21 protein-coding genes are annotated in these 22,004 nt (G+C 66.9%); 14 read left to right on the top strand and 7 right to left on the bottom strand.

Annotation, left to right across the window (positions count from 1 at the left end; all coding sequences use genetic code 11):
* Positions 1–31: 31 nt before the first annotated feature.
* Together MRBLWH7_RS16950 and MRBLWH7_RS16945 are read right to left on the bottom strand one after the other, a co-directional pair.
* Complete coding sequence (locus MRBLWH7_RS16950; RefSeq protein WP_341996619.1) at positions 32–1,411, bottom strand: dihydrolipoamide acetyltransferase family protein; 1,380 nt, start codon at positions 1,409–1,411, stop codon at positions 32–34.
* 2 nt (positions 1,412–1,413) lie between these two features.
* Positions 1,414–3,591, bottom strand: a complete 2,178-nt coding sequence (locus MRBLWH7_RS16945) for a thiamine pyrophosphate-dependent enzyme (RefSeq protein ID WP_341996617.1) — start codon at positions 3,589–3,591, stop codon at positions 1,414–1,416.
* Between the two features lie 165 nt (positions 3,592–3,756).
* Between MRBLWH7_RS16945 and MRBLWH7_RS16940 the strand changes: the two genes are divergently transcribed.
* The 3 genes from MRBLWH7_RS16940 to MRBLWH7_RS16930 all read left to right on the top strand — a co-directional run bounded on the left by MRBLWH7_RS16940 (position 3,757) and on the right by MRBLWH7_RS16930 (position 5,446).
* Positions 3,757–4,296, top strand: a complete 540-nt coding sequence (locus MRBLWH7_RS16940) for a VOC family protein (protein WP_341996615.1) — start codon at positions 3,757–3,759, stop codon at positions 4,294–4,296.
* A complete protein-coding gene (locus tag MRBLWH7_RS16935) occupies positions 4,293–4,964 on the top strand; it encodes a GntR family transcriptional regulator (protein ID WP_341996613.1) in 672 nt (223 codons plus the stop codon). The genes MRBLWH7_RS16940 and MRBLWH7_RS16935 overlap by 4 nt, the downstream gene beginning before the upstream one ends.
* A 65-nt stretch (positions 4,965–5,029) precedes the next feature.
* Entirely contained in the window at positions 5,030–5,446 is a 417-nt protein-coding gene (locus tag MRBLWH7_RS16930) for a pyridoxamine 5'-phosphate oxidase family protein (protein WP_341996608.1), read from the top strand.
* 14 nt (positions 5,447–5,460) lie between these two features.
* Here the strand turns inward: MRBLWH7_RS16930 and MRBLWH7_RS16925 are convergent, their stop codons facing one another.
* The 3 genes from MRBLWH7_RS16925 to MRBLWH7_RS16915 all read right to left on the bottom strand — a co-directional run bounded on the left by MRBLWH7_RS16925 (position 5,461) and on the right by MRBLWH7_RS16915 (position 7,681).
* On the bottom strand, positions 5,461–6,120 hold the full coding sequence (locus MRBLWH7_RS16925) for a GntR family transcriptional regulator (protein WP_341996607.1): 660 nt from the start codon (positions 6,118–6,120) through the stop codon (positions 5,461–5,463).
* A 112-nt stretch (positions 6,121–6,232) separates the two neighbouring features.
* Positions 6,233–6,601, bottom strand: coding sequence for an alpha-hydroxy-acid oxidizing protein (locus MRBLWH7_RS16920; protein WP_341996606.1), 369 nt, complete (start codon positions 6,599–6,601; stop codon positions 6,233–6,235).
* A gap of 273 nt (positions 6,602–6,874) precedes the next feature.
* A complete protein-coding gene (locus tag MRBLWH7_RS16915) occupies positions 6,875–7,681 on the bottom strand; it encodes a sulfite exporter TauE/SafE family protein (protein ID WP_341996604.1) in 807 nt (268 codons plus the stop codon).
* A gap of 219 nt (positions 7,682–7,900) precedes the next feature.
* Here MRBLWH7_RS16915 and MRBLWH7_RS16910 point away from each other — a divergent pair, with 219 nt between their 5' ends.
* The 6 genes from MRBLWH7_RS16910 to MRBLWH7_RS16885 all read left to right on the top strand — a co-directional run bounded on the left by MRBLWH7_RS16910 (position 7,901) and on the right by MRBLWH7_RS16885 (position 14,170).
* On the top strand, positions 7,901–9,673 hold the full coding sequence (locus tag MRBLWH7_RS16910; protein ID WP_341996602.1) for a gamma-glutamyltransferase family protein: 1,773 nt from the start codon (positions 7,901–7,903) through the stop codon (positions 9,671–9,673).
* Between the two features lie 34 nt (positions 9,674–9,707).
* The gene (locus tag MRBLWH7_RS16905; RefSeq protein ID WP_341996595.1) at positions 9,708–10,346 is read left to right on the top strand and encodes an MBL fold metallo-hydrolase; all 639 of its coding nucleotides are present in this window, start codon (positions 9,708–9,710) and stop codon (positions 10,344–10,346) included.
* A gap of 157 nt (positions 10,347–10,503) precedes the next feature.
* Positions 10,504–11,073 carry a flavin reductase family protein gene (locus MRBLWH7_RS16900; RefSeq protein ID WP_341996593.1) on the top strand — a complete coding sequence of 190 codons (570 nt, stop codon included), beginning with the start codon at positions 10,504–10,506 and terminating at the stop codon, positions 11,071–11,073.
* A 47-nt stretch (positions 11,074–11,120) separates the two neighbouring features.
* Positions 11,121–11,513 carry a RidA family protein gene (locus tag MRBLWH7_RS16895; RefSeq protein ID WP_341996591.1) on the top strand — a complete coding sequence of 131 codons (393 nt, stop codon included), beginning with the start codon at positions 11,121–11,123 and terminating at the stop codon, positions 11,511–11,513.
* A gap of 142 nt (positions 11,514–11,655) precedes the next feature.
* Positions 11,656–12,711 (top strand): LacI family DNA-binding transcriptional regulator, encoded by a 1,056-nt coding sequence (locus MRBLWH7_RS16890; protein ID WP_341996589.1) that lies wholly within the window; start codon positions 11,656–11,658, stop codon positions 12,709–12,711.
* Positions 12,712–12,922: 211 nt separating this feature from the next.
* Positions 12,923–14,170 carry an acyl-CoA dehydrogenase family protein gene (locus MRBLWH7_RS16885; protein WP_341996587.1) on the top strand — a complete coding sequence of 416 codons (1,248 nt, stop codon included), beginning with the start codon at positions 12,923–12,925 and terminating at the stop codon, positions 14,168–14,170.
* Between the two features lie 210 nt (positions 14,171–14,380).
* On the opposite strand, the gene MRBLWH7_RS16880 is transcribed toward MRBLWH7_RS16885, so the two are convergent.
* A complete protein-coding gene (locus MRBLWH7_RS16880; protein WP_341996585.1) occupies positions 14,381–15,172 on the bottom strand; it encodes a hypothetical protein in 792 nt (263 codons plus the stop codon).
* Between the two features lie 360 nt (positions 15,173–15,532).
* On the bottom strand, positions 15,533–16,210 hold the full coding sequence (locus MRBLWH7_RS16875) for a TetR/AcrR family transcriptional regulator (RefSeq protein ID WP_341996583.1): 678 nt from the start codon (positions 16,208–16,210) through the stop codon (positions 15,533–15,535).
* 152 nt (positions 16,211–16,362) lie between these two features.
* On the opposite strand from MRBLWH7_RS16875, the gene MRBLWH7_RS16870 reads away from it, so the two are divergent.
* The 5 genes from MRBLWH7_RS16870 (at position 16,363) to MRBLWH7_RS16850 (ending at position 22,003) form a co-directional block, all read left to right on the top strand.
* Positions 16,363–16,809: a DUF3237 family protein gene (locus MRBLWH7_RS16870; RefSeq protein ID WP_341996580.1), complete on the top strand. Its 447-nt coding sequence runs from the start codon at positions 16,363–16,365 to the stop codon at positions 16,807–16,809.
* 42 nt (positions 16,810–16,851) lie between these two features.
* Positions 16,852–18,408, top strand: a complete 1,557-nt coding sequence (locus tag MRBLWH7_RS16865) for an ABC transporter substrate-binding protein (RefSeq protein ID WP_341996578.1) — start codon at positions 16,852–16,854, stop codon at positions 18,406–18,408.
* 64 nt (positions 18,409–18,472) lie between these two features.
* Positions 18,473–19,492 carry an ABC transporter permease gene (locus MRBLWH7_RS16860; RefSeq protein ID WP_341996576.1) on the top strand — a complete coding sequence of 340 codons (1,020 nt, stop codon included), beginning with the start codon at positions 18,473–18,475 and terminating at the stop codon, positions 19,490–19,492.
* A complete protein-coding gene (locus MRBLWH7_RS16855) occupies positions 19,485–21,167 on the top strand; it encodes a dipeptide/oligopeptide/nickel ABC transporter permease/ATP-binding protein (RefSeq protein ID WP_341996575.1) in 1,683 nt (560 codons plus the stop codon). Before MRBLWH7_RS16860 ends, MRBLWH7_RS16855 begins: the two co-directional genes overlap by 8 nt.
* Positions 21,164–22,003, top strand: coding sequence for an ABC transporter ATP-binding protein (locus MRBLWH7_RS16850; protein ID WP_341996573.1), 840 nt, complete (start codon positions 21,164–21,166; stop codon positions 22,001–22,003). Before MRBLWH7_RS16855 ends, MRBLWH7_RS16850 begins: the two co-directional genes overlap by 4 nt.
* Position 22,004: the final 1 nt, after the last annotated feature.

Genomic DNA, 22,004 nt, shown 5'->3' with positions numbered 1-22,004 from the left:
GGTGTCCTCTTCGGGTATGCGCTTCAGTGGTTCAAATGAGGATGGTCAGGGGGTTCTCGATCCGGCGCTGGAACGCCGCCAGCCACTCGGCGGCGACAGCACCATCCAGCACCCGGTGATCCGCGGAGAGCGTGACGGTCATCATCTGGCCCACGGTGAGCTCCCCGTCGGCGCCGACGACGGGCATCGGGCGGGCGGCGCCGACGGCGAGGATGCCCGACTGCGGCGGGTTGAGGATCGCTGAGAACTGACTCGTGCCGTACATGCCGAGGTTCGAGACCGAGAAGCTTCCGCCTTCCAGCTCGTGCTGCTTGAGCCTGCCTTCGCGTGCCCGGCCCGCCATCTCCGCCACCGTCGCACTGATCTCACCGAGTGAGAGTCGTTCGACCTCGCGCAGCACCGGCGTCGTCAGGCCGCCCTCGGTGGCCACGGCCACAGAGATGTCCACCGAGGAGAATCGGCGGATGCTGTCGCCGTTCCAGATCGCGTTGGCAGCCGGTACGTCTACCAGCGCACCGGCGACGGCCTTCAGCACGAAGTCGTTGACCGAGATCTTCCGCGCCGCGTTCTCGTTCACCGTTCGCCGAAGTTCGAGCAGCCCGTCCACGCGGCAGTCGGCGACAAGATAGAAGTGCGGAACGGTGGACTTGCTCTCGGTGAGCCGGCGGGCGATCGCCTTCCGCATGCGATCGAGCGGAACATCCTCGAAGATCGTCGATGTCGATGCCGCCGGTGTCGATGCCGCCGGTGCGGGCGCCGTCTCGCTCGGCGGAGGCGCGGGAGCGGGCGCAGGCGTCGCCGCAGTCTGCGGACGTGCCGGCTCAGCTGCCTCGCGCTGTGCGAGATGACGCTCGAGATCGCGGCGGACGATGCGTCCCTGCGGGCCGGAGCCACGGATGTCGCTCAACGCGACGCCGGCGTCGGCTGCAAGCCTGCGCACGAGCGGGCTCGCGAACAGGCGTCGCGAGGGGCTCTCCTCCGCCTCGACTTCGACCGGGCCGGGCTCGTCCGTGACGACGGTCGCCGGCTCCGCTGCGGTCGCTTCGGCCACTGCGGTCGCTTCGGCCGGTGCGGTCGCTTCGGCCGGCGCCGGAGAAGGTGCCGCCGGGGCGCTGTCACCCGCTTGCACCCCGGCGGCGGCCAGTGCCGGTCCGATCGCGTCCTGGCCCTCGCCGTCGGCGAGGAGCACCAGGATCGGTTCGCCGACCGAGACGTTGGCGCCTTCGCCGACCAGGAGCCGGCCGATCGTGCCCGCGGCTTCGGCCGTGAGCTCGACGATCGCCTTGTCGGTCTCGATCTCGGCGAGACCCTGATTGAGGGCCACCGAGGAGCCCTCCGCCACGAGCCAGGTCTGGATGGCGGCTTCGGTCGCCCCCGCGAGAACCTCCGGCATGCGAATGACATCGGCCATGATCAGCCCCCGAATCCGGCGCGCACGGCCTCCAGGCCGGCCACCACTTCTTCTGTGCGGGCGATCGCTGCGCGCTCGAGCACCCGGGAGATGCTCGGGGACGCCTCCTGCCCAGTGACGCGTGCCACCGGCTGGTCGAGCCAGTCGAAGTAGCGACGCTGAATCTCGTCGGCCAGCCAGGCGCCGTACGATGTGCCCTGCGCGCCCTGCTCGACGATGAGGACGGCATTGGTCTTCTTGATGCTCTCGCCGATCGTGTCCCAGTCGATCGATGCGCGGTCCAGCCAGCGCAGATCGATCAGATCTGCGTCGATCCTGGTCTGCTCGATCGCCTCGAGCGCATGCCCGACCATCGACAGATAGCTGATGACGGTGAGGTCCGCCCCGCTCCGCACCACTGCCGCATTACCCGGCGGAATGATGAAATCGAGGTCGCCGGCGGGCACCTGGTCGGCTTGGCCGTACAGATCGACGTGCTCGATGACCAGAACAGGGTCTTCGAGCGCCAGGGCGGCATTCATGAGGCCGACGTAGTCGGTGGCATTGGAAGCTGCGACGATCCGCCATCCGGGGTTCGTCGCGAATATGCCGGCTGGATCCATCAGGTGCTGGGAGCCGTATCCCGATCCCATCGCCACCTTGGTGCGCAGGACCAGCGGCACCGGGTTGTCACCGCCGAACATGTGCCGGGCCTTGCCGATCTGGTTGAAGACCTGATCGGCGGCGACCCACATGAAGTCGGGGTACATGAACTCCACCACAGGGCGGAAGCGTCCGTCGAGGGCGAGGCCGCCAGCGAGTCCCGTGAACGCGTTCTCGCTGATGGGCGTACCGAGGATGCGGTCTGCCCCGTAGCGCTTGAACAGGCCCTTCGTCGCACCGTTCGTTCCGCCGTTGAGCCGGTGCACATCCTCGCCCATTACGACGATCCGCTCGTCGAGCTCCATCCGCCGATCCATCACCTGCGCCACAGCGTCGACGAACTTGAGCGCGCGGGTCTCACCGCCCTCGCCCAGGAGCGGGAGCCCCTCCAGCTCGCTGCCGTCGCCGCGAACGCCGACGTTCACGAAACTGGTCTCCGGCCACAGGTCGGGCTTGATCCGACGCTTGCCCGGGTTGTCCGGATCGGCTTCGAGCAGCTGCGCGACCGCGTCGGTCATGGCGCGCTGCACACGTGCGCGCAGCTCGGCGATGCTCGCGTCATCGATCAGCCCGCGCTCCCCCATGCGGGCGGCGACCAGCTCGAGCGGGTCACGTGCCCGCCACGCCGCCTCTTCGTCCTTGCTGCGGTAGCCGAAGGCGCTGCCCGGGTAGGGCCCGTTCTGGTGGAAGAACCGATAGACCTCGGCCTCGATGACGGTCGGGCCCTCACCCGAGCGCATCCGGTCCGCGGCTTCCTGCGTGGCGAGGTAGACGGCGAGCGGGTCCATGCCGTCGACTCGCCAGGACGGGATGCCGAAACCCTGGCCGCGCACGGAGAACCGAGGGTCCGCGGTGATCTCGTCGGCGCGGGTCGACACCGCGTAGAGGTTGTTCTCGATGAAGTACGAGACCGGGAGCTTCCACGCGGCCGCGAGGTTCATCGACTCGAGGACGGAGCCGATCTGGGCTGCGCCGTCACCGAGATAGTTGATGGTGAGGTCGGTGGTGCCGCTGTGCTTCTGCGCCCATGCATTGCCCGCTGCCAGGGGCGCCCCGCCGCCGACGATGGCGTTGGTGCCGAGCGCACCGGCCTCGAACCACTGCAGGTGCATCGACCCGCCTCGGCCGCGGCAGTATCCCTGGGCGAGGCCGAGGATCTCTGCGAGGGTGCGCTGAAGCACCTCCTGGGTCGCCGAGTCGATGGGAGCGTTCGGGTCGATGGTTCCGCCCGAGACGTGCGTCAGCGCCTTCGCCAGGAACTGATGATGCCCGCGGTGAGACCCATTCACGCCGTCTGTGGACCGGAGCCCGACGATCGAGCCGACCGCGCCGCCCTCTTGACCGATGCTCGAGTGCGCCGGCCCGTGGACCAGTCCCTCGCCTGCCAGCTCCAGCACGGTCTCTTCGAATGCGCGGATGAGATGCATCTGCGCGAGCATCGTGCCCAGCAGTGCCGGGTCGGCGGCATCCCAGTCCGCCTTCGTGGTGGACAGCTCGAACCAGTCCACCCCTGTCTGAAGGCGCTTCTTCTTCGGCATCCTCGCCTCAACTCCCTAAAACGGCCGGCGATCTCCGGTCTCAGCACACCGTAGACCATGATTTTATCCAATTCAAGTCTAGAGTGTGGCTTTTGGGCTGGATATCGCCGATACTGACATACATCGGATACAATCAAACGAACCAGGCACCGACACGGAGGTCGAATGAGCGCGCAACGAGGCATCCCGGGAATTCGCGGCACCGACCACATCGGGTTCACTGTCCCGAACCTGGATGATGCGCATACGTTTCTGGTCGACATCCTCGGCTGCGAGGAGGTCTATCGCCTCGGCGCCAAGCGCTCGGACGACGACGACTGGATGCACTCCCACCTAGGAGTCCATCCGCGCACGGTGATCAGCGAGATCCGCTTCTACCGACTGGGCAACGGAGCGAACTTCGAGGTCTTCCTCTACCAGTCCGCCGATCGGCAGCGCACGCAGCCGCGCAACAGCGACATCGGCGGATACCACATCGCCTTCTACGTCGACGACCTCGATGAGGCGGTTCAGTACCTTCGCGACAACGACGTGGAGGTCATGGGCGAGCCCACAGCGAGCAAGCAGTCGGCCGAAGGCCAGCGCTGGATCTACTTCCGCAGCCCATGGGGTCTGCAGTTCGAACTCGTAAGCTTCCCCCAAGGGAAGGCGTATGAGAACGACGCTCCCCGCCTGCTGTGGCACCCAGCCCACCCGGAGCGATGAGACGAGCTCGATCGATGAACACCGCAACCCACGGAGCTACCGGCGCCGCGATCGCCGCGAGCCTTCGAGACGAGATCCTCGCCGGAACGTACGCACCCGGAGAGCGGATTCGCCAGGACGAACTCGCGGGTCTTCACGGGGCGAGCCGGCTCCCGGTGCGGGATGCGCTGCGCATCCTCGAGGCGGAAGGTCTTGTCAACCTGGTGGCGAACACCGGCGCCTGGGTTTCGAAGATCAGCATGGCGGAGTGTCACGAGATGTACCAGATGCGTGAGCGTCTGGAGCCTCTGCTGCTGCGCCTGAACGTCCCACGGATATCCTCCGACGAGGCCGATGACCTCGACCTGCTCGCCGACTCCATGGAGAGCTCGACCGACGTGGAGCGGTTCCTCCGACTCGACCGCGAGTTTCACCTCTCCTGCCTCCAGGCAGTGGAAACGAGTGTCCTCGGCGCCACCGTGCTCAACCTCTGGAATCGAACCCAGCACTATCGGCGCGCGGCCACGCGATTGTTCTACATCGAGAACGACCGCAGCGTCCATTTCGATCATCACCTCATCGTGAACGCGATCCGGCTGGGCGATGCCGACGAGGCGGAGCAGGTCCTCTCGCGCCACATTCGCCGGAGCCGGTTGGAACTCTCACGCCACCCCGAGGTGTTCGCCTAGATGGTTCCCGACGGAAGTCCGACGCCCGGTTCCGCCATATTGCCCGCGATTGGAAGGATGGACCATTGACTCAGACAGCATTGCCCGATGCGGCACTCGCGTTCCTGCGCAAGCCGAATCCCGCCGTCATGGCGACGGTCACGGCAAAGGGGCGTCCTGTATCGGTGGCGACGTGGTATCTGATCGAGGATGACGGTCTGCTCATGCTCTGCATGAACGCCGACCGCGCGCGCCTGAAGCACCTCCAGAACAACGGCTATGTATCGCTGACCGTGCTCGCCCCGGATGACTTCGGGACGCACCTGTCTATCCAGGGGCACGTGGTGTCGATCAAGCCCGACGAGGGACTGGCCGACATCGATCGACTTTCGAGGCACTTCCTCGGCAAGGATTACCCCGCCAGGGAGAACCCCCTCGTGACAGTTCATGTAGAGATCGAGCGATGGTTCGGATGGTCCGGAGGCCGACCCTTCGAGTACTGACCGGCGGTTAGTCGCTACGTCCGCGATTCCGCGCGAACGGCCCGGTCTGTTCGCAGGTCGATCGAAGTGGCTCGCCGCACGTGCGCGGCCATCAATGCCTCAGCGAGCGGCGCCTCGCCCCGGGAGATGGCTGAATAGATCTCGCGATGGTCACCCCAGAGAAGGTCGGAGGTCTGAGCGATCGTCGCGACGTTGATCCACTCGGAGCGGTTGGAGAGCACATGCACAAACGCCCCGAGAACGGCATTGCCGCATGCCGACGCGACAGCATTGTGGAACCGCGAGTTCAATCGATGCAGTCTGTGCGACTGGCCTTCAGCGACCGCCTCATCCCCCTCAGCCAGGATCGATCGCATCGCGGCCAGGTCCTCGTCCTTGCGGTGCAGCGCAGCTCCCCGCGCCATGTTCGGCTCCAGGAGATTTCTGGCGTCGCTGACCTCTCGAATGACGTCCTCGGTCAATCGCTGGACAGTCGGGGAACCATACGGTCGCAGGTCGATGAAGCCTTCCGCCGCCAGTACCCTCAGCGCCTCTCGCACCGGCACGCGCGAGACGCCGAAGCGTGTTGCGAGCTGCGGCTCGGTGACTCGCGAGCCGGGCGCCAGCTCACCGGAGACCACCATGTCGCGAATGGCGTCCACCAAGGTCGGCCCTCGAACCGCCGAGTTCGTCACGTCGATCCCTTTCCCACCACCGCTGTTCACTTTACGCGCTCGTGACGAACCCCTGCTCGATCAGGAACCCGGACGGAATGACGACGTCCGAAGCACCTAGGTCGTGGATGGATCACTTCCCCAGCCCGACGAGCGCGCGTTCGATCGTCGTCTTGAAGGTATCCAGCACTTCGAACACACCAGGTTCCCCGTCGGCCGACAGGCCGTAGAACCACGGCCGCCCGATCATGACGGACTGCGCACCCAGCGCCAGGGCCTTGACCACGTCCGTGCCGCGTCGGATGCCGCTGTCGAACACGATCTCCGTCTGGTCTCCGACCGCGTCCACGACGGCCGGCAGGAACCGGAGCTGCGAGGGAGTCGTGTCCAGATTTTTGCCGCCGTGGTTCGAGACGCCGATGGCGGTGGCGCCGCGCCGATCGCTCGCCGCGCGTCGTCGGGAGTCACGAGGCCCTTGATCATGAACGGGCCGCCCCGACATTCGGGGTGTGGTCGGAGGATCTGACGGTCGCAGCGAGGTGCGGGTCTTGCTGTTCGTATACGAACTTGAATTTCGGCAATGTAGTGCGCCGGGTGGGGCGGTGACAAGAGGTCGTTGGTTACGATCTCGCTTCGAGCCGACTTCCATCCGGGGTCGAGTCAGCCGAACAGAGCGCGAGCCGCCGTTCGAAGGGGCAGCCGAGAGCGTTTTCCCGACCGGTGGCCTGACGACTGGCGACGCTCGGGGCAACGAGGGGATCCGAGGAGGAAGCGGTCAGGCCCTCGCGCCGCGGACGGCTCGCAGTGCCATCTGGATCGCGATGAAGCCGAGGAAGACAGCGAAGAGTGCATTGGCGACATGCGGAGGCAGGAGCGTCGCGACCCACACCCCCAAGGCGGTTGTCGCGCACGATGCGATGCCCACCGTCGCGGCAGCAGAGAGATCCACGTTCTGTCTGCGCAGATTTCCTGCGGTGCCGGACAGGGCAGTCGGGATCATCATGAGCAGGGACGTGCCCCGAGCGGTCAGATCGCTCATGCCGAACGCGAGCATCAGCGTCGGCACGACAACGATCCCGCCGCCGACACCGATCAGGCCCGCAACAGTGCCGGTGACCACCCCCAAGATCACGAGTCCCGTGATAGAGAGCCAGGACAGCTCAAGGACTGCCTCGCGGGAGGGAATCACCAGGAACAGGCTGACGATCACGCCGAGCAGAAAGGCGACGAAGGCCCAGCGCAGCGCGACCTGCGACACTCTCGGCAGCAGCCACGTGCCGATCTGGGCGCCGACGACAGCCCCCACGGCGAGGATGAGGCCCGCCACCCAGTCGACAGAGCCGTTGAGTGCGTAAGCGACGACCCCGACGGGCGCAGTGAGCACGATCGCCCCCAGAGAAGTGCCCGCCGCACGCCGCTGATCGAACCCCAGGAGGAGTACCAGCATGGGCACGATCACCGTTCCTCCGCCGACGCCGAACATCCCCGACAGCATTCCGGCGAGCAAGCCGATGCCCGCGCAGGCGAGATAGAAGCGGGCGGTTCGCTGTGGCTCGTTCTCGGCCCTGGTTCGCTTGCTCATCGGGGGTCCTCACTGGCTCGGTGATCGGCCTCACCGAACGGATCGCGCGGGCCTCGGGCAACGTCGCGGGGGTACATACCTCCAGCGAGTTCTCGTATAGGGAGAGAGTCTTAGTATACGATCATGCCGTGCGCCCACCTCGGCTCACTCCGCTGCCCGCCTGCGGCACACCGGGTTGCGCGGCGAGGCGCTTCCCCAGCAATCGAAACGGATCACCGTATGCAGTTCACTACCCGTCCGGAACTCGTCGGAACCTTCGGCATGGTCGCCTCGACGCATTGGCTGGCCTCCGCTGCGGGAATGGCGATTCTCGAGGAGGGCGGCAACGCATTCGATGCGGCCGCTGCGGCGGGCCTGGTTCTGCACGTCGTGGAGCCTCATCTGAACGGGCTGGGCGGGGACACTCCGATCCTCGGTTTCGATGTCGAGTCGGGCGCGCCGTGGGTGCTCTGCGGGCAAGGCCCGGCACCTATCGCGGCGACGGGCAGGGCGTTCGAGGAGCTGGGCTTGGACGTCATCCCGGGCACCGGACACCTTGCGGCGGTGGTGCCGGGCTCGTTCGGCGCGTGGATGAGCATGCTCGAGAGGCATGGGACTCTTCCCCTGGAGGCGATCACCCGGTTCGCCATCGGTTACGCGCGCGACGGCTACCCCCTGATTCCCGACGCCGCGACCGCCATCCATTCGGTGACCGAGCTCTTCGCCGAGCACTGGCATAGCTCCGCTGCGATCTATCTCACAGCGGGAGCGGCCCCTCACGCGGGATCGCGGTTCCGGAACAATGCCCTGGCGGACACATTGGAGCGCATCGTCCGCGAGGCCCAGGCCGGGGGCGGCTCACGTGAGTCTGTGATCGCCCGAGCCCGGGACGTCTTCTATCGAGGGTTCGTCGCCGAGGCGATCGATGCCTTCGTGCGCAAGCCTATCCGCGATGTCACAGGGGAAGACCACGCCGGCTTGCTCACGGGAGAGGATCTCGCGCGCTGGGCGCCTCGCTGGGAGGAGCCGGTGACGATCGAGTTCGGCGGCGTCACGGTCGCCAAGACCGGCCCGTGGGGGCAGGGTCCGGTGCTCCTGCAGCAGCTGATGGCGCTGGCCCACCAGGACGTAGGTGCGCCTGGATCCGCGCAGATGGTGCATACAGTGGCAGAGACGGCCAAGCTGGCCTTCGCCGACCGAGAGGCGTTCTACGGCGATCCGGACTTCGTCGACGTCCCGCTGAGTGCGCTGCTGTCCGACGAGTACGCCCGCGAGCGGGCGGCGATGGTCGGCTCAGAGGCCTCCGCTGAGCTTCGGCCAGGGCGTCCCGGCGGAAGGGAGGCTCGGCTCTCCCCCTCGATCTTCAGCGACCGCGCGAGTCACGGTGTCGGCACGGGCGAACCTACTCTCGGCAGCATGGGCCTCGTTCGAGGAGACACCTGCCATCTGGATGTCGTGGATCGTTGGGGGAACGTCGTCGCGGCGACGCCGAGCGGGGGATGGCTGCAGAGCTCGCCGGCTGTCCCTGGTCTGGGTTTCTCACTCCCGACTCGCGCCCAGATGTTCTGGGTAGAGCCTGGCCTGCCGAACTCCATCGCTCCCGGAAAGCGACCGCGCACAACGCTGAGTCCGGGCATGCTGCTCCGCGATGGCGTGCCGTACCTGGCCTTCGGCACTCCCGGCGGCGATCAACAGGATCAGTGGACCGTGCCGTTCCTGCTGAATCTTCTCGTCCACGGGATGAACCTGCAAGAAGCGATCGATGCCGCGACGTGGCACTCGACGCACATGCCCTCTTCCTTCTTCCCGCGCACATTCACGCCTCGTGAGCTGATCGTCGAAGAGTCGATCGGGTCGTCGGTGATCGACGACCTTCGCCAGCGCGGCCATGACGTCGTGGTCTCGAAGCCCTGGAGCCTCGGCCGGCTGAGCGCCGCCGGAGTACGTGCGGACGGGATGCTGGTTGCAGCGGCGAATGCGCGGGGCATGCAGGGCTACGCCGCTGGACGCTGATGCCCCCTCCCCACCCGACTGAAAGGTCTGTCAGATGATCCTCACCAAGTTCAACCACGCCACAGTGCGGTTCGAGAAGGAAGGGGTCTCGCTGGTCACCGACCCCGGCACCGCGACCCCAGAGTCAGAAGAGCTCCTCTCGGCCGCCACAGCCGTTCTGGTGACCCACGAGCACTTCGATCACTGCGACGCGGACGCCCTGCGGGCAGGGCTCGCCGGCAATCCCCGGCTGCGGGTCTACGGACCGTCCAGCGTGGCCGAGCTCGTCGGCGACTACGTCGATCGATTCACCGAGGTGACATCGGGTCAGTCGTTCACCATCGGCCCGTTCGCGATCGAGACGTTCGGTGGCATCCACGCGGCCATCCACCCCGATATGCCGGAGATGGCGAACATCTCCTACCTGATCGACGGAAAGGTCTACCACCCCGGCGATTCGTACGAGCTCCCCGGAGTCCCGGTCGAGACGCTTCTCATGCCGACGAGCGGTCCGTGGACCTCCGTCCGGCAGGGAATCGACTTCCTCCGCGGCATCGATCCGACACGCGCCTACCAGGTCCACGAGCTCGAGCTCAGTGAGGCCGGTCAGGAGTACGCGATGTACTTCTTGAACCTCGTCGCCGACGTCGCCCCGGTCGTCAAGCTCGCGGTCGGTGAATCCGTCGAGGTCTGATACTTCGCCGAAATGCCTTGGTAACTTGCGGGATGTAGGTTACCATTGACAGCAATCGATTGCAGTCGGTCTCACATCACCACCGGCGCCTTGGCCGGAAGCCTGCCAGATTCGTCCCGTCGGCCCTGGAACCGACGCATAAAGTGAAGGCGAAACAATGACCATTACCGACACGGAAACACACATCACCGCTGATGAGTTCCGGCACGCGTTCCGATCACACCCTGCTGGCGTCGCCGTCATCACGGCCGACGCCGGTGAGGGCCCGGTCGCGATGACGGTGAGTTCCGTCGCATCCGTTTCCATCGACCCACCCACGCTCGTGTTCTCGGCCTCGTCGCTCTCGTCCAGCACGCCGACCATTCGCAAAGCAGAGACGGTCGTGGTGCACATGCTGGCAGCCGACGAGGTCGGGCTCGCCAAGCTCTGCGCGCGTCGCGGTGCCGACAGATTCGGTCCCGACGCCGAATGGGATCGACTTCCGACGGGCGAACCGCACTACCCGGCGGCGAATTGGCTGCGCTGCAAGGTCACTCAATGCATCGACGCCAACGGATCTAGCCTCATCGTCGTCGAAGCGATCCAGGCCAAGGATTCCGCGAGCGACGACACCCGTGAGCCGACGCCGCTGGTGTATCACAACCGCGAATGGCACGTACTCAGCGATAGGTCCGCGCTCCCGGCGACAGCCGTCCCCTTCTACGCCGTTTACGGACGCGACGAGTAGTCGCCGGCACATCTCCAGACCCGGTCCACCCATAAGGAAGCGATCCAATGACCAACGACCGAATCTCCCGCATCCCCGCCCCTGTCATCCCGGGGATCTCCGACAGCACGAGGGTCACGGCCGGCGAGCTCATCTTCATCTCGGGTCAGGTCGGGTTTGAAGAGGACGGCTCGGTCCCCACCGACTTCAAGCGTGCCATCGAGCTCACCTACGGCGAGTTCGAGCGCGCGTTGCACGCGGCCGGCGTGAGCTATGACGACCTCGTGCGCGTGAACGTGTACATCACCGAGCTCGACCAGGAGAAGCTGTTCACGTGGCGCGAGACGCGCAACGCGATCATCAACACCACGACCCCCTCGGCCAGCACCGTCATCGGCGTGCACTCTCTCTACAACGGCGCAACGATCGAGATCGACGGAATCGCCGCGGTTCGTCCGTAGCGCCCCGGCAGCCCGACGCTGCGGGCCGAAGGCCTCCCGTCGTGAGGCGAAGTTGTCTTGATGCAGCTCCGCGCACGCGGGAGGCCTTCGTGCACGCCGCGGCAGCATCAAAGGACGATCGCTTGCAGGAGATTGGCTAGGCATGCCCGATCTACGAGCTCCGACGCTGAAGGATGTCGCCCAGCAGGCGGGCGTCCACGTCGGCACGGCATCCCGTGCTCTGAGCGATGACCAGTCGCACCTGGTGAGTGAGGCGACCCGCCTGCGCGTGCACTCCGCGGCGGGGGTTCTCGGCTACCGGGCCAATGCGGTCGCTCAGAGTCTTCGCAAAGGCACCACCGGCGTCCTCGGGGTCGTCGTGGCGGATCTGTCCAATCCCTTCACGGTGACCCTGCTGCGGGGAATCGAGTTCGAGTCACGCGCCGGCCGGCACATGCCGCTCATCGCCGAGACGCATGACGATCCTCAGATCCTGCGCAGCGTCGTCACCCGGCTCCTGCGCAATCGAGTCGACGGCATCGTCCTCAGCGCCGCCCAAGTCGACGACGAGGACTTCGTTCGAGAGCTGGAGGGCCTGGTCCCCGTCGTCCTCGCCGTGCGCGGATTCCTTGCGAGCACAGCGTCGGGTAGTGGCAGTGAGCATGTCGAGGTCCTCCAAGATGATGTCGCCGGCGCCCGAACCGCCGTGGAGCATCTCATCGGGATCGGCCACCGGCGCATTGCGCAGCTCTCCGGCACGCCGAGTATCTCTTCGTTCGTGGATCGAAGCGAAGGCTTTGCGGCCGCCATCCGGGCGCGCGCCGACGTCCTCGACGTCTCAACCGGCGGACATGCCCGGGAGAGCTCCGTCGAGGAGGGCCGCCGCCTCACGGAGAATCTGCTGCGCCAGACGGCAAAGCGACGGCCGACGGCCATCTTCGCCCACAACGACCTGATGGCTGTCGGTGCTCTCAACGCGCTGCGCGCAGCGGGACTGCGCTGCCCCGCCGACGTCTCCGTCGTCGGCTACAACGACGCACCCTTGATCGACCAGATCGACCCGCCCCTGACTACGGTCCGCCTGCCCGGATTCGAACTCGGCAGGCACAGCGCACGCATCGCCTTCGGTCTCCTCCGGGGAGTCCGGCCGCACGAGTCACGCGTCATGCTCGCCCCTCAGTTCATCGAGCGTCGTTCGACCCAGCCGCCCACCCCCTGAGACCGCACGAGTGCCGGGCCGGATATCCGTGCGCGAGGTGGCTCACTGCGCGTGATCGACGAGGAGATCGCACACGTCCGCGGTGTCCCGGCCTTTCTCAGGATTTGGCTCTGGGTCTGAGCGGTGAATGGGTATATGATCAACCCAACAGCAAACGATTGCAGCCCGGTGGCGTCAGCGCATTCGGTCGCGACCACGTTAGGAGAGTCAAGTGAGCAGTGCAGTTCAGGAAGCCCCGACCATGGACGCCTTTTTTGGTGCGCCCGGTCCCGACCCGGAGATTGTGGCAAAGGCACGGGCCCTGCAGCCGCTGATCCGGGAGTTCGCCGCACAGGGCGAAGCCGACCGCCGCGTCCCCGAAGAAGTCATCTCCGCAATGAAGGACGCTGGCCTTCTCCACATCTCCATCCCGCGCCGGTGGGGAGGCTACGGCGCGAACTTCCGCACGTTCATCGACACCGTCGCAGAGGTCGCGCGGGCTGACGGCGCAACGGGATGGGTGTCGGCCCTCCTCAACTCGTCGACATGGTTCGTGACCCTCTTCTCGGACCAGGCGCAGGAAGACGTGTTCGGTGCGAACCCGCGGGCGTGCGTGTCTGCGGTCCTGTCGCCCGGCGGTCCCTTCGTGCAGGCCAACTCGACAAAGTCGTTCGAGCGGGTCGAGGGCGGCATCCGCGTCTCGGGGCAGTGGGGCTACGGCACCGGATCGCTCCACGCGGACTGGTCCATCGTCCCCGTGAAGACCGACGAGGATGAGAACGGACTGCCCATCAACTCCCTCGTCCTGATCCCGAAGGCCGACCTGGAGATTCAGGACACCTGGTACGTGGCAGGCATGCGCGCGACGGGATCCAACACCCTCGTGGCGACCGATGTCTTCATTCCGGACCACCGCATCGTCTCCATCGGCGATCTCGCCGGCGAGAAGTATGCGCGTGAGTGGGCCGAGGAGGACAACTACCACGCATCGTTCGTCCCGGTGGCGGAGATCATCCTCAGCTCGGCGCAGATCGGCATGGCGCGTGGCGCCATCGACCTGACCCTCGCCAACGGCGCTGAGAAGTCGGTGACCTACACCGTGTTCAAGCACGCGAAGGAATCCGTCGTGCATCAGATCGAGCTGGCCAAGGCCCAGTCCGAGGTCGACCAGGCGCACTTCCTGGCCGCTCGCACCTGCGCAGCCATCGACTCGGCTGCACGCGACCGCCGGCCCATGACGCTCCAGGAGCGCGCCCGCGCACGAATGGACAACGGTCAGGCCGCGGCGCTGTCCCGCAAGGCCATCAGCCGGTGCCTGAGCATCAACGGTGCGTTCAGCTTCGCCGAGATCAACCCGCTCCAGCGGTTCTGGCGCAACAGCGAGACGGCGAGCCGTCACGCGCTCGTGCACCCGGAGCTCGGAGCAGAGGTCTACGGCAAGGTGCTCTTCGGCATCGAGGACCCGGTTCAGCCCTTCTGAGCATCACGCCCAGATCGCGCGACACCTAGCTGCGAAGACAGAAGCGCCCACCGGTCCCGTACCGGTGGGCGCTTCCGCGTGTCTGGACCGCGGGCTGCACGCCTCGGCGCCACTGCGGGTCGAGAGGGCAACGCCTCCTCCCACGCGCCGTCTGCGGCAGGTCGGCGCCGTCGATCCCGGTTCCGGCGGACTGCCTGATCTGTACGCCGCTCACCCGCGCTGCGAGGAGGGAACTGAACACGTCGAAGACGGCGGTCGATCGGAACAGACCACCCCGATCGGCACAACCCCCGGACCGGTTTCCGAATTGGGCATCGAACATTCGGCGCGCTGCAGTGCGGCCGTCGCCGAATCCACGAGCTCGGCGGCACCGTCCACGATGATGCGATGCGCGACGGCATCATGCGGGGCGAGCTCGCAGACGGCGCATGCGAAGTCCGCGACGATCGACACGCGCTCCGACTCGGCTTGCAGGTTCATGTAGGCGTCAGGAAGTGCCGGCCACCGCTGCTGCACGACGGCAGTGAGCGCGGTGCTGGAGCCGCGTCCGTCGTAACTGCGCATGACGTCGTCGAGCCCGGCGACCGAACCAGTAGCTGCTTCCGGCGTCGCCCATGATGTTTCCCCACCCGTCGACTCGGGCAACTGCGGCGGGTCCGACGCCGAGGGTGACCACGCCTGTGCCGGCGGCGACGACCGCACCGTGCCCGACGCCGAGCGCGCCGAGGAACGACGTGACGGAGTCGTGGGCTTGAGGAACTGGCCTTCCTTCTCGGATAGACCGCGGGCGAGAATGCCCTCACGCAGCTGCCGATAGCCGTACCGATCGCCGATCTCTGCTGTCAGTTCGGCTGATGCTGCGGGCCAGCCGAGGCGGAACTCCGCCGCGCGGCCGGCGGAGCGGCCCCCGGCGTCCGCCGCACGGCCGGCGGCGGCATCCTTCTCCCTCGGCAGCGCGGACTGCACGGCGCGCGCGACGGCGTCGACGGTCTCCAGGCTCACCGATCGCTTTCCGCACGGAATCGCGTCTCCCGGGCCGACTCCACGGACTCGTTGAGGTGCACGACGGGGACCGCCTCGAGTTCCCCGATCTGCGAGTTTGGCGAGTTCCAGCCGGTCGCTGAGGGTCACAGTGAATGCCGTCGCGCCCGGCTGGATCGATACGGGCTCCGCCACCGACCACGAGCGGCGGATGGGCCGCGCCACCCCTGTCGGTCGCTCGGAGACCCCGGTTAGGTGGCACACGCGATCGCCTTCCTGGCGGACGAGGAGGCCTCCTGCGTCACGGGGCAGCTGATCGTGGTCGACGGCGCGAACACGATCGCCGAGGAGCGGGGGCGTTGACGAGGCGCCGGACGCGGATCACCCGCCGTCGCCTGGAGCGCCCATGACCGCGAGCGCGTCCAGATACATCTCGAGCTGCTTCGCGAAGACCTCATCGTAGGTCACCGACGCCAGCTCGGCCTTCACCGCTTCGGCGTGGGGGAACTGACTCGGGTCCTTCGGTGCGTACACCTGGATCCAGCCCTCATCGACATCGCGGGCGTCGGGTGCACTGAGGCGCGCTCCGTGAGCTCCCGCCGAGCCGAGCACGAGGTTGGAGTAGACCTGGTACTGGACGACCGCTTGGCGTCCCGTCAGGCCCGCGCAGTGGATCGCCCGGAGCACCCACTCGACCGCCCGCAGTTCGTTCGTCCCGTTCGACACCAGGGAAAGGGAGATCGCGGCCGCAGCCGGATGCGCGTTAGCTGTGCGCCACGCCCGCCACGCGAGGTCCTGCAGGTCGATCCGCCAGTCGTCGGTCGGGGTGTACCCCTCGATCGAGATGCCGTCCAGGTGATCCGCGAGTGCACGGAGCAGATCCTGACGACTCAGGAAGTGACGGTAGACGGCGGTCGGAGACGCCTTCAGTTCCTCACCGAGGCGAGCGAAGGTCAGGGCGGGCTCTCCTTCGCCGTCCATCAGACGCAGCGCCGCCGCGACGATCTCATCTCGCGAGATCGATCCGCGCTTGCGACGCACCCGTGTGATCTCAGTCAACTGCCGCCCGCCTTCCGCACCCGCACATACGTGCGCATTGCCATTCTGCTCCAACCGCGTGTGGACTTAGTGAACAGTATTGACTATGTCAGTAACTATGGCCATACTCGTCTCAACTTGCGATGGCGCAACGTGATGAGGACAGGAGCCTGATGAGCACTGCCGAAGCCCCCGGGCTGCGCTTCGCATTCCGGATCGTCGCCGAAGTGGGCGCCTACCTCCCGCTCGAGCAGCGAGATCGCGAACTGCTCGAGTTCATCCCGATCACGGGAGGCACCGTCGACGGCGACGTGCGCGGGACGATCATCCCCGGCGGCGGCGACTGGTGCCGCACCCGGGCCGACGAGGCGTTCGACGTCGAGGCACGCTATCTCGTCAGAACCGACTCCGGGGCCATCATCGACGTCCTCAATGTGGGCGTCGTGCGGCACCTCGCCGGCGGTGCAGGACTGGCCGAGCCGATGGGCTACTTCCAGTCGACCCCGCGGTTCCGTACGACGGCGCCCGACCTCCAGTGGCTCACACGTACGGTCTTCCTCGGTCGCGCGTCCGCCAATGAGCACGACACCACGATCGACGTCTTCGAAGTCCTTGCCTGACTCCTCCCGTCCCACCCGAGAAACCAGCAAGAGAGGCCCAGCATGTCCCGACGACACACCTTGATCGGCACGGCCGCCATCGTTGCGACGATCGCTCTGACCGCGACCGGCTGCACCGGCGGAAGCGGAGGTGACGGCGACACAGCGGACGTCGACACGATCCGCACCACCATCGACATCCCCGCCACCTTCGACCCGAGCCTCACGCTCTCGCTGCCCGACTACCTCCTCGCACGTACCGCATACGACACCCTCGTGCGCAAGGACGCCTCGGGGCTGGTTCCCGGCCTCGCGGCCGAGTGGACCTCGACGCCGACGCAAGCGGTGCTCACCATCAGGGAGGGCGCGACCTGCGCCGACGGCACCGAGATCACGCCGACCGTGGTGAAGGACTCACTCGACTACTTTGCGGGAAACGGCTCTACCACCTCCTTCCAGGTGTTCGGCGGCCCGCCGCCCACCATCAGCGCGGACGACGCGGCGGGCACCGTGACGATCGACCTGGGCGGCCCCTGGCCGGACCTCATCACCGGGCTGAGCATCTCATCAACGGGCATCGTGTGCCCGGCTGGCCTCGCAGACCCTGAGGGGCTCGCCGCGGGCACCGTGGAGGGCAGCGAGTCAGGGCCGTACACACTGGAGTCCTTCGAGCCCGGCGTGAAGTACACCTACACGCTCCGCGAGGACTACGACGCTTGGCCGGACTGGACGACGACCGTCGATGGCCGCCCGGCGAGCACACTGGAATACGTCGTCTCTCCCGACTCCACCGCCACCGCGAACCTCGTGATCAGCGGTCAGCTCGACGTCGCGAAAATCCAGGCTCAGACCATCGAACGCTTCGACGGTATGGAGGGATACGACGTCTCGGTCAACCGGTTCTCCGACTTCTACCTCCTCTTCAACGAGCGACCCAGCAGTGTCTTCGCCGAACCCACCCTGCGCCTCGCGGTGGCGCAGGCGCTGGACCGTGCGATGTTCGAAGAGGTCACATCGCTCGGCACCGGCGAGATCCTGACCTCGCTGGCATCCGAGCCGGTCCCGTGCGTCCCGTCCTCGAACCCTGCGATCCCCGAGCAGGATGTCGAGGCAGCGACTGCAGCACTGACCGGAGTGAGCATCCGCTTCGTAGGCCCCAACGTCGCAGGCCCCGCCGGAGCCGGCAACGAGTACATCGCCGAGGCTCTTCGCGCAGCGGGCGCCGAGGTGACGATCGAGAACACGGACGTGGGCTCGTGGATCGCGAAAGTCTTCGGCGAGCCGGATGCCTGGGACCTGACCATGTTCGCCGATCTGAACTTCCTGGGTTCGCTGACCAGCCCGCTGGGCAGCTTCGTCGGTCCGACGATCCAGGAGGGCGGCGGCAACGTCGGCGGTGCGACGAACGGCGCTGCGAACGAGGCGTTCGGCGCGTCGCTGACCGCAGCGTCGGATGACGAGCGCTGCGCGCTCCTGAACACTGCGGTGGACGCGCTGATCAAGAACGTCGATACGTTCCCGCTCGTGAACGACGCCTTCATCTACGTGCAGCGGCCAGGCTTCACGGTGCAGATGCTCGGAGGCGCACTCGACGACCCGATATTCCGGATCGCCGACTGACACCTGGTCCCGCGGCCGACCGTCACGTTGGCCGCGGGAGCCCCGATCACACCTGAGGAATCACATGTCCGGCGCAGAACTCACCAGCCTTGCCGACGCACCTGCGCTCGGTATCCGACGACGCTTCGTCCGCAGCTCCTGGGGCGGATTCGCCATCCGACGCCTGGGCGGGCTCCTGCTCTCGTTGGCGCTTCTCGCGATCCTGACGTTCTTGATCGTGCCGCTCATCCCCGGTGACCCTGCGATCGCGATCCTCGGTCCTGATGCCACACCCGAGGCCATCGCCGCCCTCCGGGAGCGGCTCAACCTCGACTCGCCGCTCTGGACGCAGTTCGCACTGTACGCGCAGGGCCTGTTCACCTTCGATCTCGGTGCTAGCTTCCGGTACGGCACCCCGGTCACGACGACGATCATGACGAAGCTCCCCTACACGGCCACCATCGCCTTCGGCGCGATCGCCGTGGTCATCGTCGTCGCGATCCCCCTGGGAATGTCCATCGGGGTCCTGACGCGCGCGGGCCGCCGACCCGCGCTGGCGACCGGCTTCGGGGCCGTCGCGGGCTTCCTCGCGTCGTTCCCCGCCTACGTCGCCGCGACCCTGCTCATCGTCGTGTTCGCCATAGGCCTACAGATCCTGCCCGCGGGCGGCGCGACGGCGCCCGGGGCCTTCGTGATGCCGATCGCCGCGCTCGCACTCGGTCCGACCTTCGCGGTCGCCCGCGTCGTGCGGCAGGAGACATTCGAAGTTCTGCAGCAGGACTACATGAGGACGGCGCGCGGACGTCGCATCCGTGCCGCACGCGTGTATCTTCGGCACGCCCTCCCCAACCTCATGGCGTCGACGCTGACGCTGACAGGGCTCATCCTGGCGGGCCTGCTGGGCGGCGCCGTGATCATCGAGACCGTCTTCAGCCTCCCCGGCCTCGGACTCGAAGTCGTGCAGGCCATCATCTATCGGGACTACCCGGTGATCCAAGGCATCGTGCTGACGATCGGAGCCTTGGCGATCATCATCAACCTCGTGATCGACATCCTGCTCGGCCTGATCGATCCGCGCACTCTGGGAGGGCCGTCCGATGACTGATGCCGCTCGACGCCGCTACCCGGTTCCACTGATCGCCGGTCTGATCATGATGAGCGTCCTGGTGCTGATCGCCATCCTCGCGCCGATCTTCCTGAGCGTCGCAGCCAACACAATCACTCCCGACACCCGCGCTCAGCCATCCGCCGAGCACTGGTTCGGCACCGACGACCTCGGCCGCGACATCCTGGCCCGATCCCTCGTGGCCACGCGCCTCACCCTGGTGATGTCGGCGTCCGCGACTGCGATCGCCGTGGTCGCCGGTGTGCTCATCGGAGCTCTGGTGTGGCTCGCACCCCGCTGGCTGCGCGAAACGGTGCTGCGCATCATCGACTCGACCGTCGCGTTCCCGTCGATCATCCTCGCACTCGTCATCGCCGCCATCCTCGGCCCGGCGACGTCATCCGCGATCATCGCCATCGGGATCGCCGGCATCCCCGGGTTCGCACGGATCACGTCGAACATGACCGCCACGGTCGCCCACCGGGACTTCGTCGGGACGGCGAGACTGCTCGGCGTGCCCGGCTGGATGCTCTTCAGCCGTCATCTGCTGCCGAACATCGGCGGTCCGCTCCTCGTACTGATCGCCTCCAGCTTCGCGCTGTCGCTGCTCGACATCTCGAGCCTGTCCTTCGTGGGCCTCGGCGTGCAGAGCCCCGACTACGACTGGGGGCGGCTGCTGAACGAGGGGCTGCCCGCGATCTACTCGCAGCCGATGCAGGTCGTCGCACCCTCGATGATGCTGATCTTCGCCGGAGTCGCCGCGATGCTGACCGGCGATGGGCTCGCCGCCCGGATCGATCCCTGGGGGCGCCAGCCGCGGGTGCGCCGCAGCCGGCGTGCGGCGTCGACGAGCCCCTCGACGGCACCCATGGCGCTCGTGGAGGTGCGTGATCTCACCGTCACGACGTCCACGGGTCGCGTGCTCGTCAAGGGCGTGGACCTCGAGATCGGCCCAGGTGAGATCCTCGGCCTCGTGGGCGAGTCGGGCTCCGGAAAGTCGATGACCGCCATGAGCCTGGCGCGGCTCCAGCCCGAGAGCGTGAGCGTCGACGCGGGGCTGATGCGTCTCGGCGACCTCGATCTGCGATCCGACCGGCACCGCGGCCGCCTTGCGAAGGAGATCGGCCTCGTCTATCAGGACCCCGGCTCGACCTTCAACCCGGCACTCCGACTCGGCGTCCAGCTGACGGAGGTGGCGCGCGTGCATCTCGGCCAGTCGCGCAGACAGGCCGCCGACACGCTGGTCGACGCGCTGCGGCGGATGCGCATCCGCAAGCCCGAGGAGCGCATGCATCAACACCCGTTCCAGCTCTCGGGCGGGATGCTCCAGCGGGCGATCATCGCGTCGTCTCTGGTCACCAACCCGCGGCTCATCATCGCCGACGAGCCCACGACCGCCCTCGACGTCACGGTGCAGGCCGAGGTGCTGCGCCACCTCAAGCGGATCAACAAGAGCGAGGGCACGGCCATCCTCTTCATCTCGCATGACATCGCCGTCGTGGAGGCGCTGTGCGACCGAGTCATCGTGATGCGGCACGGCGAGATCGTCGAACGGCTGTCCGCCGCGGATCTCACCACCCGCAGAGTGCAGCATCCCTACACCCGTGCACTCCTTGATGCCACGCCCACTCTCGCCCGTCCGATTCCGGCGGTGTCCCTGGAGGTGACGTCATGAGCCGCGCAGATGGGCGCCTTCTGGAAGTGACCGGCCTGAATGTGACGCTCGGCCACGGTGCGCGCGCGACGAGGATCCTCCACGACGTCGACCTGGCGCTGACCCGCGGCTCCACGGTGGCGCTCGTCGGGGAGTCCGGGTCGGGCAAGTCCACGATCGCGAAGACGATCATCGGGATCCACCGGGCCCAGAGCGGCTCCATCCGCTTCGGCGACGTCGAGCTCGTCGGCGCGGACCGTCGGACCCGCAGATCGGTGCGGCGGCGGATCCAGCTCATCCCGCAGAATCCCTACTCGTCGCTCGACCCTCGGCGAACGATCGGACAGACTCTGGCCGAAGCGATCGACCCCGTGTTCGCCCGGGTCGCGCGCCACCGGGTACAGCTCGAAGCGGCCCTCACCGCGGTCTCGCTGGATGCGGAGGTGATGAGCCGGTATCCCCACGAGTTCTCGGGAGGGCAGCGCCAGCGCATCGCGATCGCGCGCGCTCTCGCCATCGACCCCGAGGTGATCATCGCGGACGAGATCACGTCGGCACTCGACGTGTCGACTCAGGCGGAGATCCTCGAGCTTCTCACCCGACTGCGCGACGAACTCGGCCTGACGATGCTGTTCATCTCGCACAATCTCGGCGTCGTCAGTCAGCTCTGCGACGAGGTCATCGTGCTGCTGAACGGCGAGGTCGTCGAAGCGGGGCCCGTGGCATCCGTCTTCGCCGAGCCTCGCGCGGAGTACACCAGAACACTCATCGAATCCGTGCCCGGCGGCGCGGCTTTCGATCTGTCCGGACCCGACGACGGTGTCCAATCTTCCACAGCGAGCCACCAGGAGGCCTGAC

Source organism: Microbacterium sp. LWH7-1.2 (genome assembly GCF_038397755.1).
Taxonomy (GTDB): domain Bacteria; phylum Actinomycetota; class Actinomycetes; order Actinomycetales; family Microbacteriaceae; genus Microbacterium.
The sequence above is the reverse complement of the archived record's forward strand: the minus strand, read 5'-3'. Positions and strand labels throughout refer to the sequence as shown.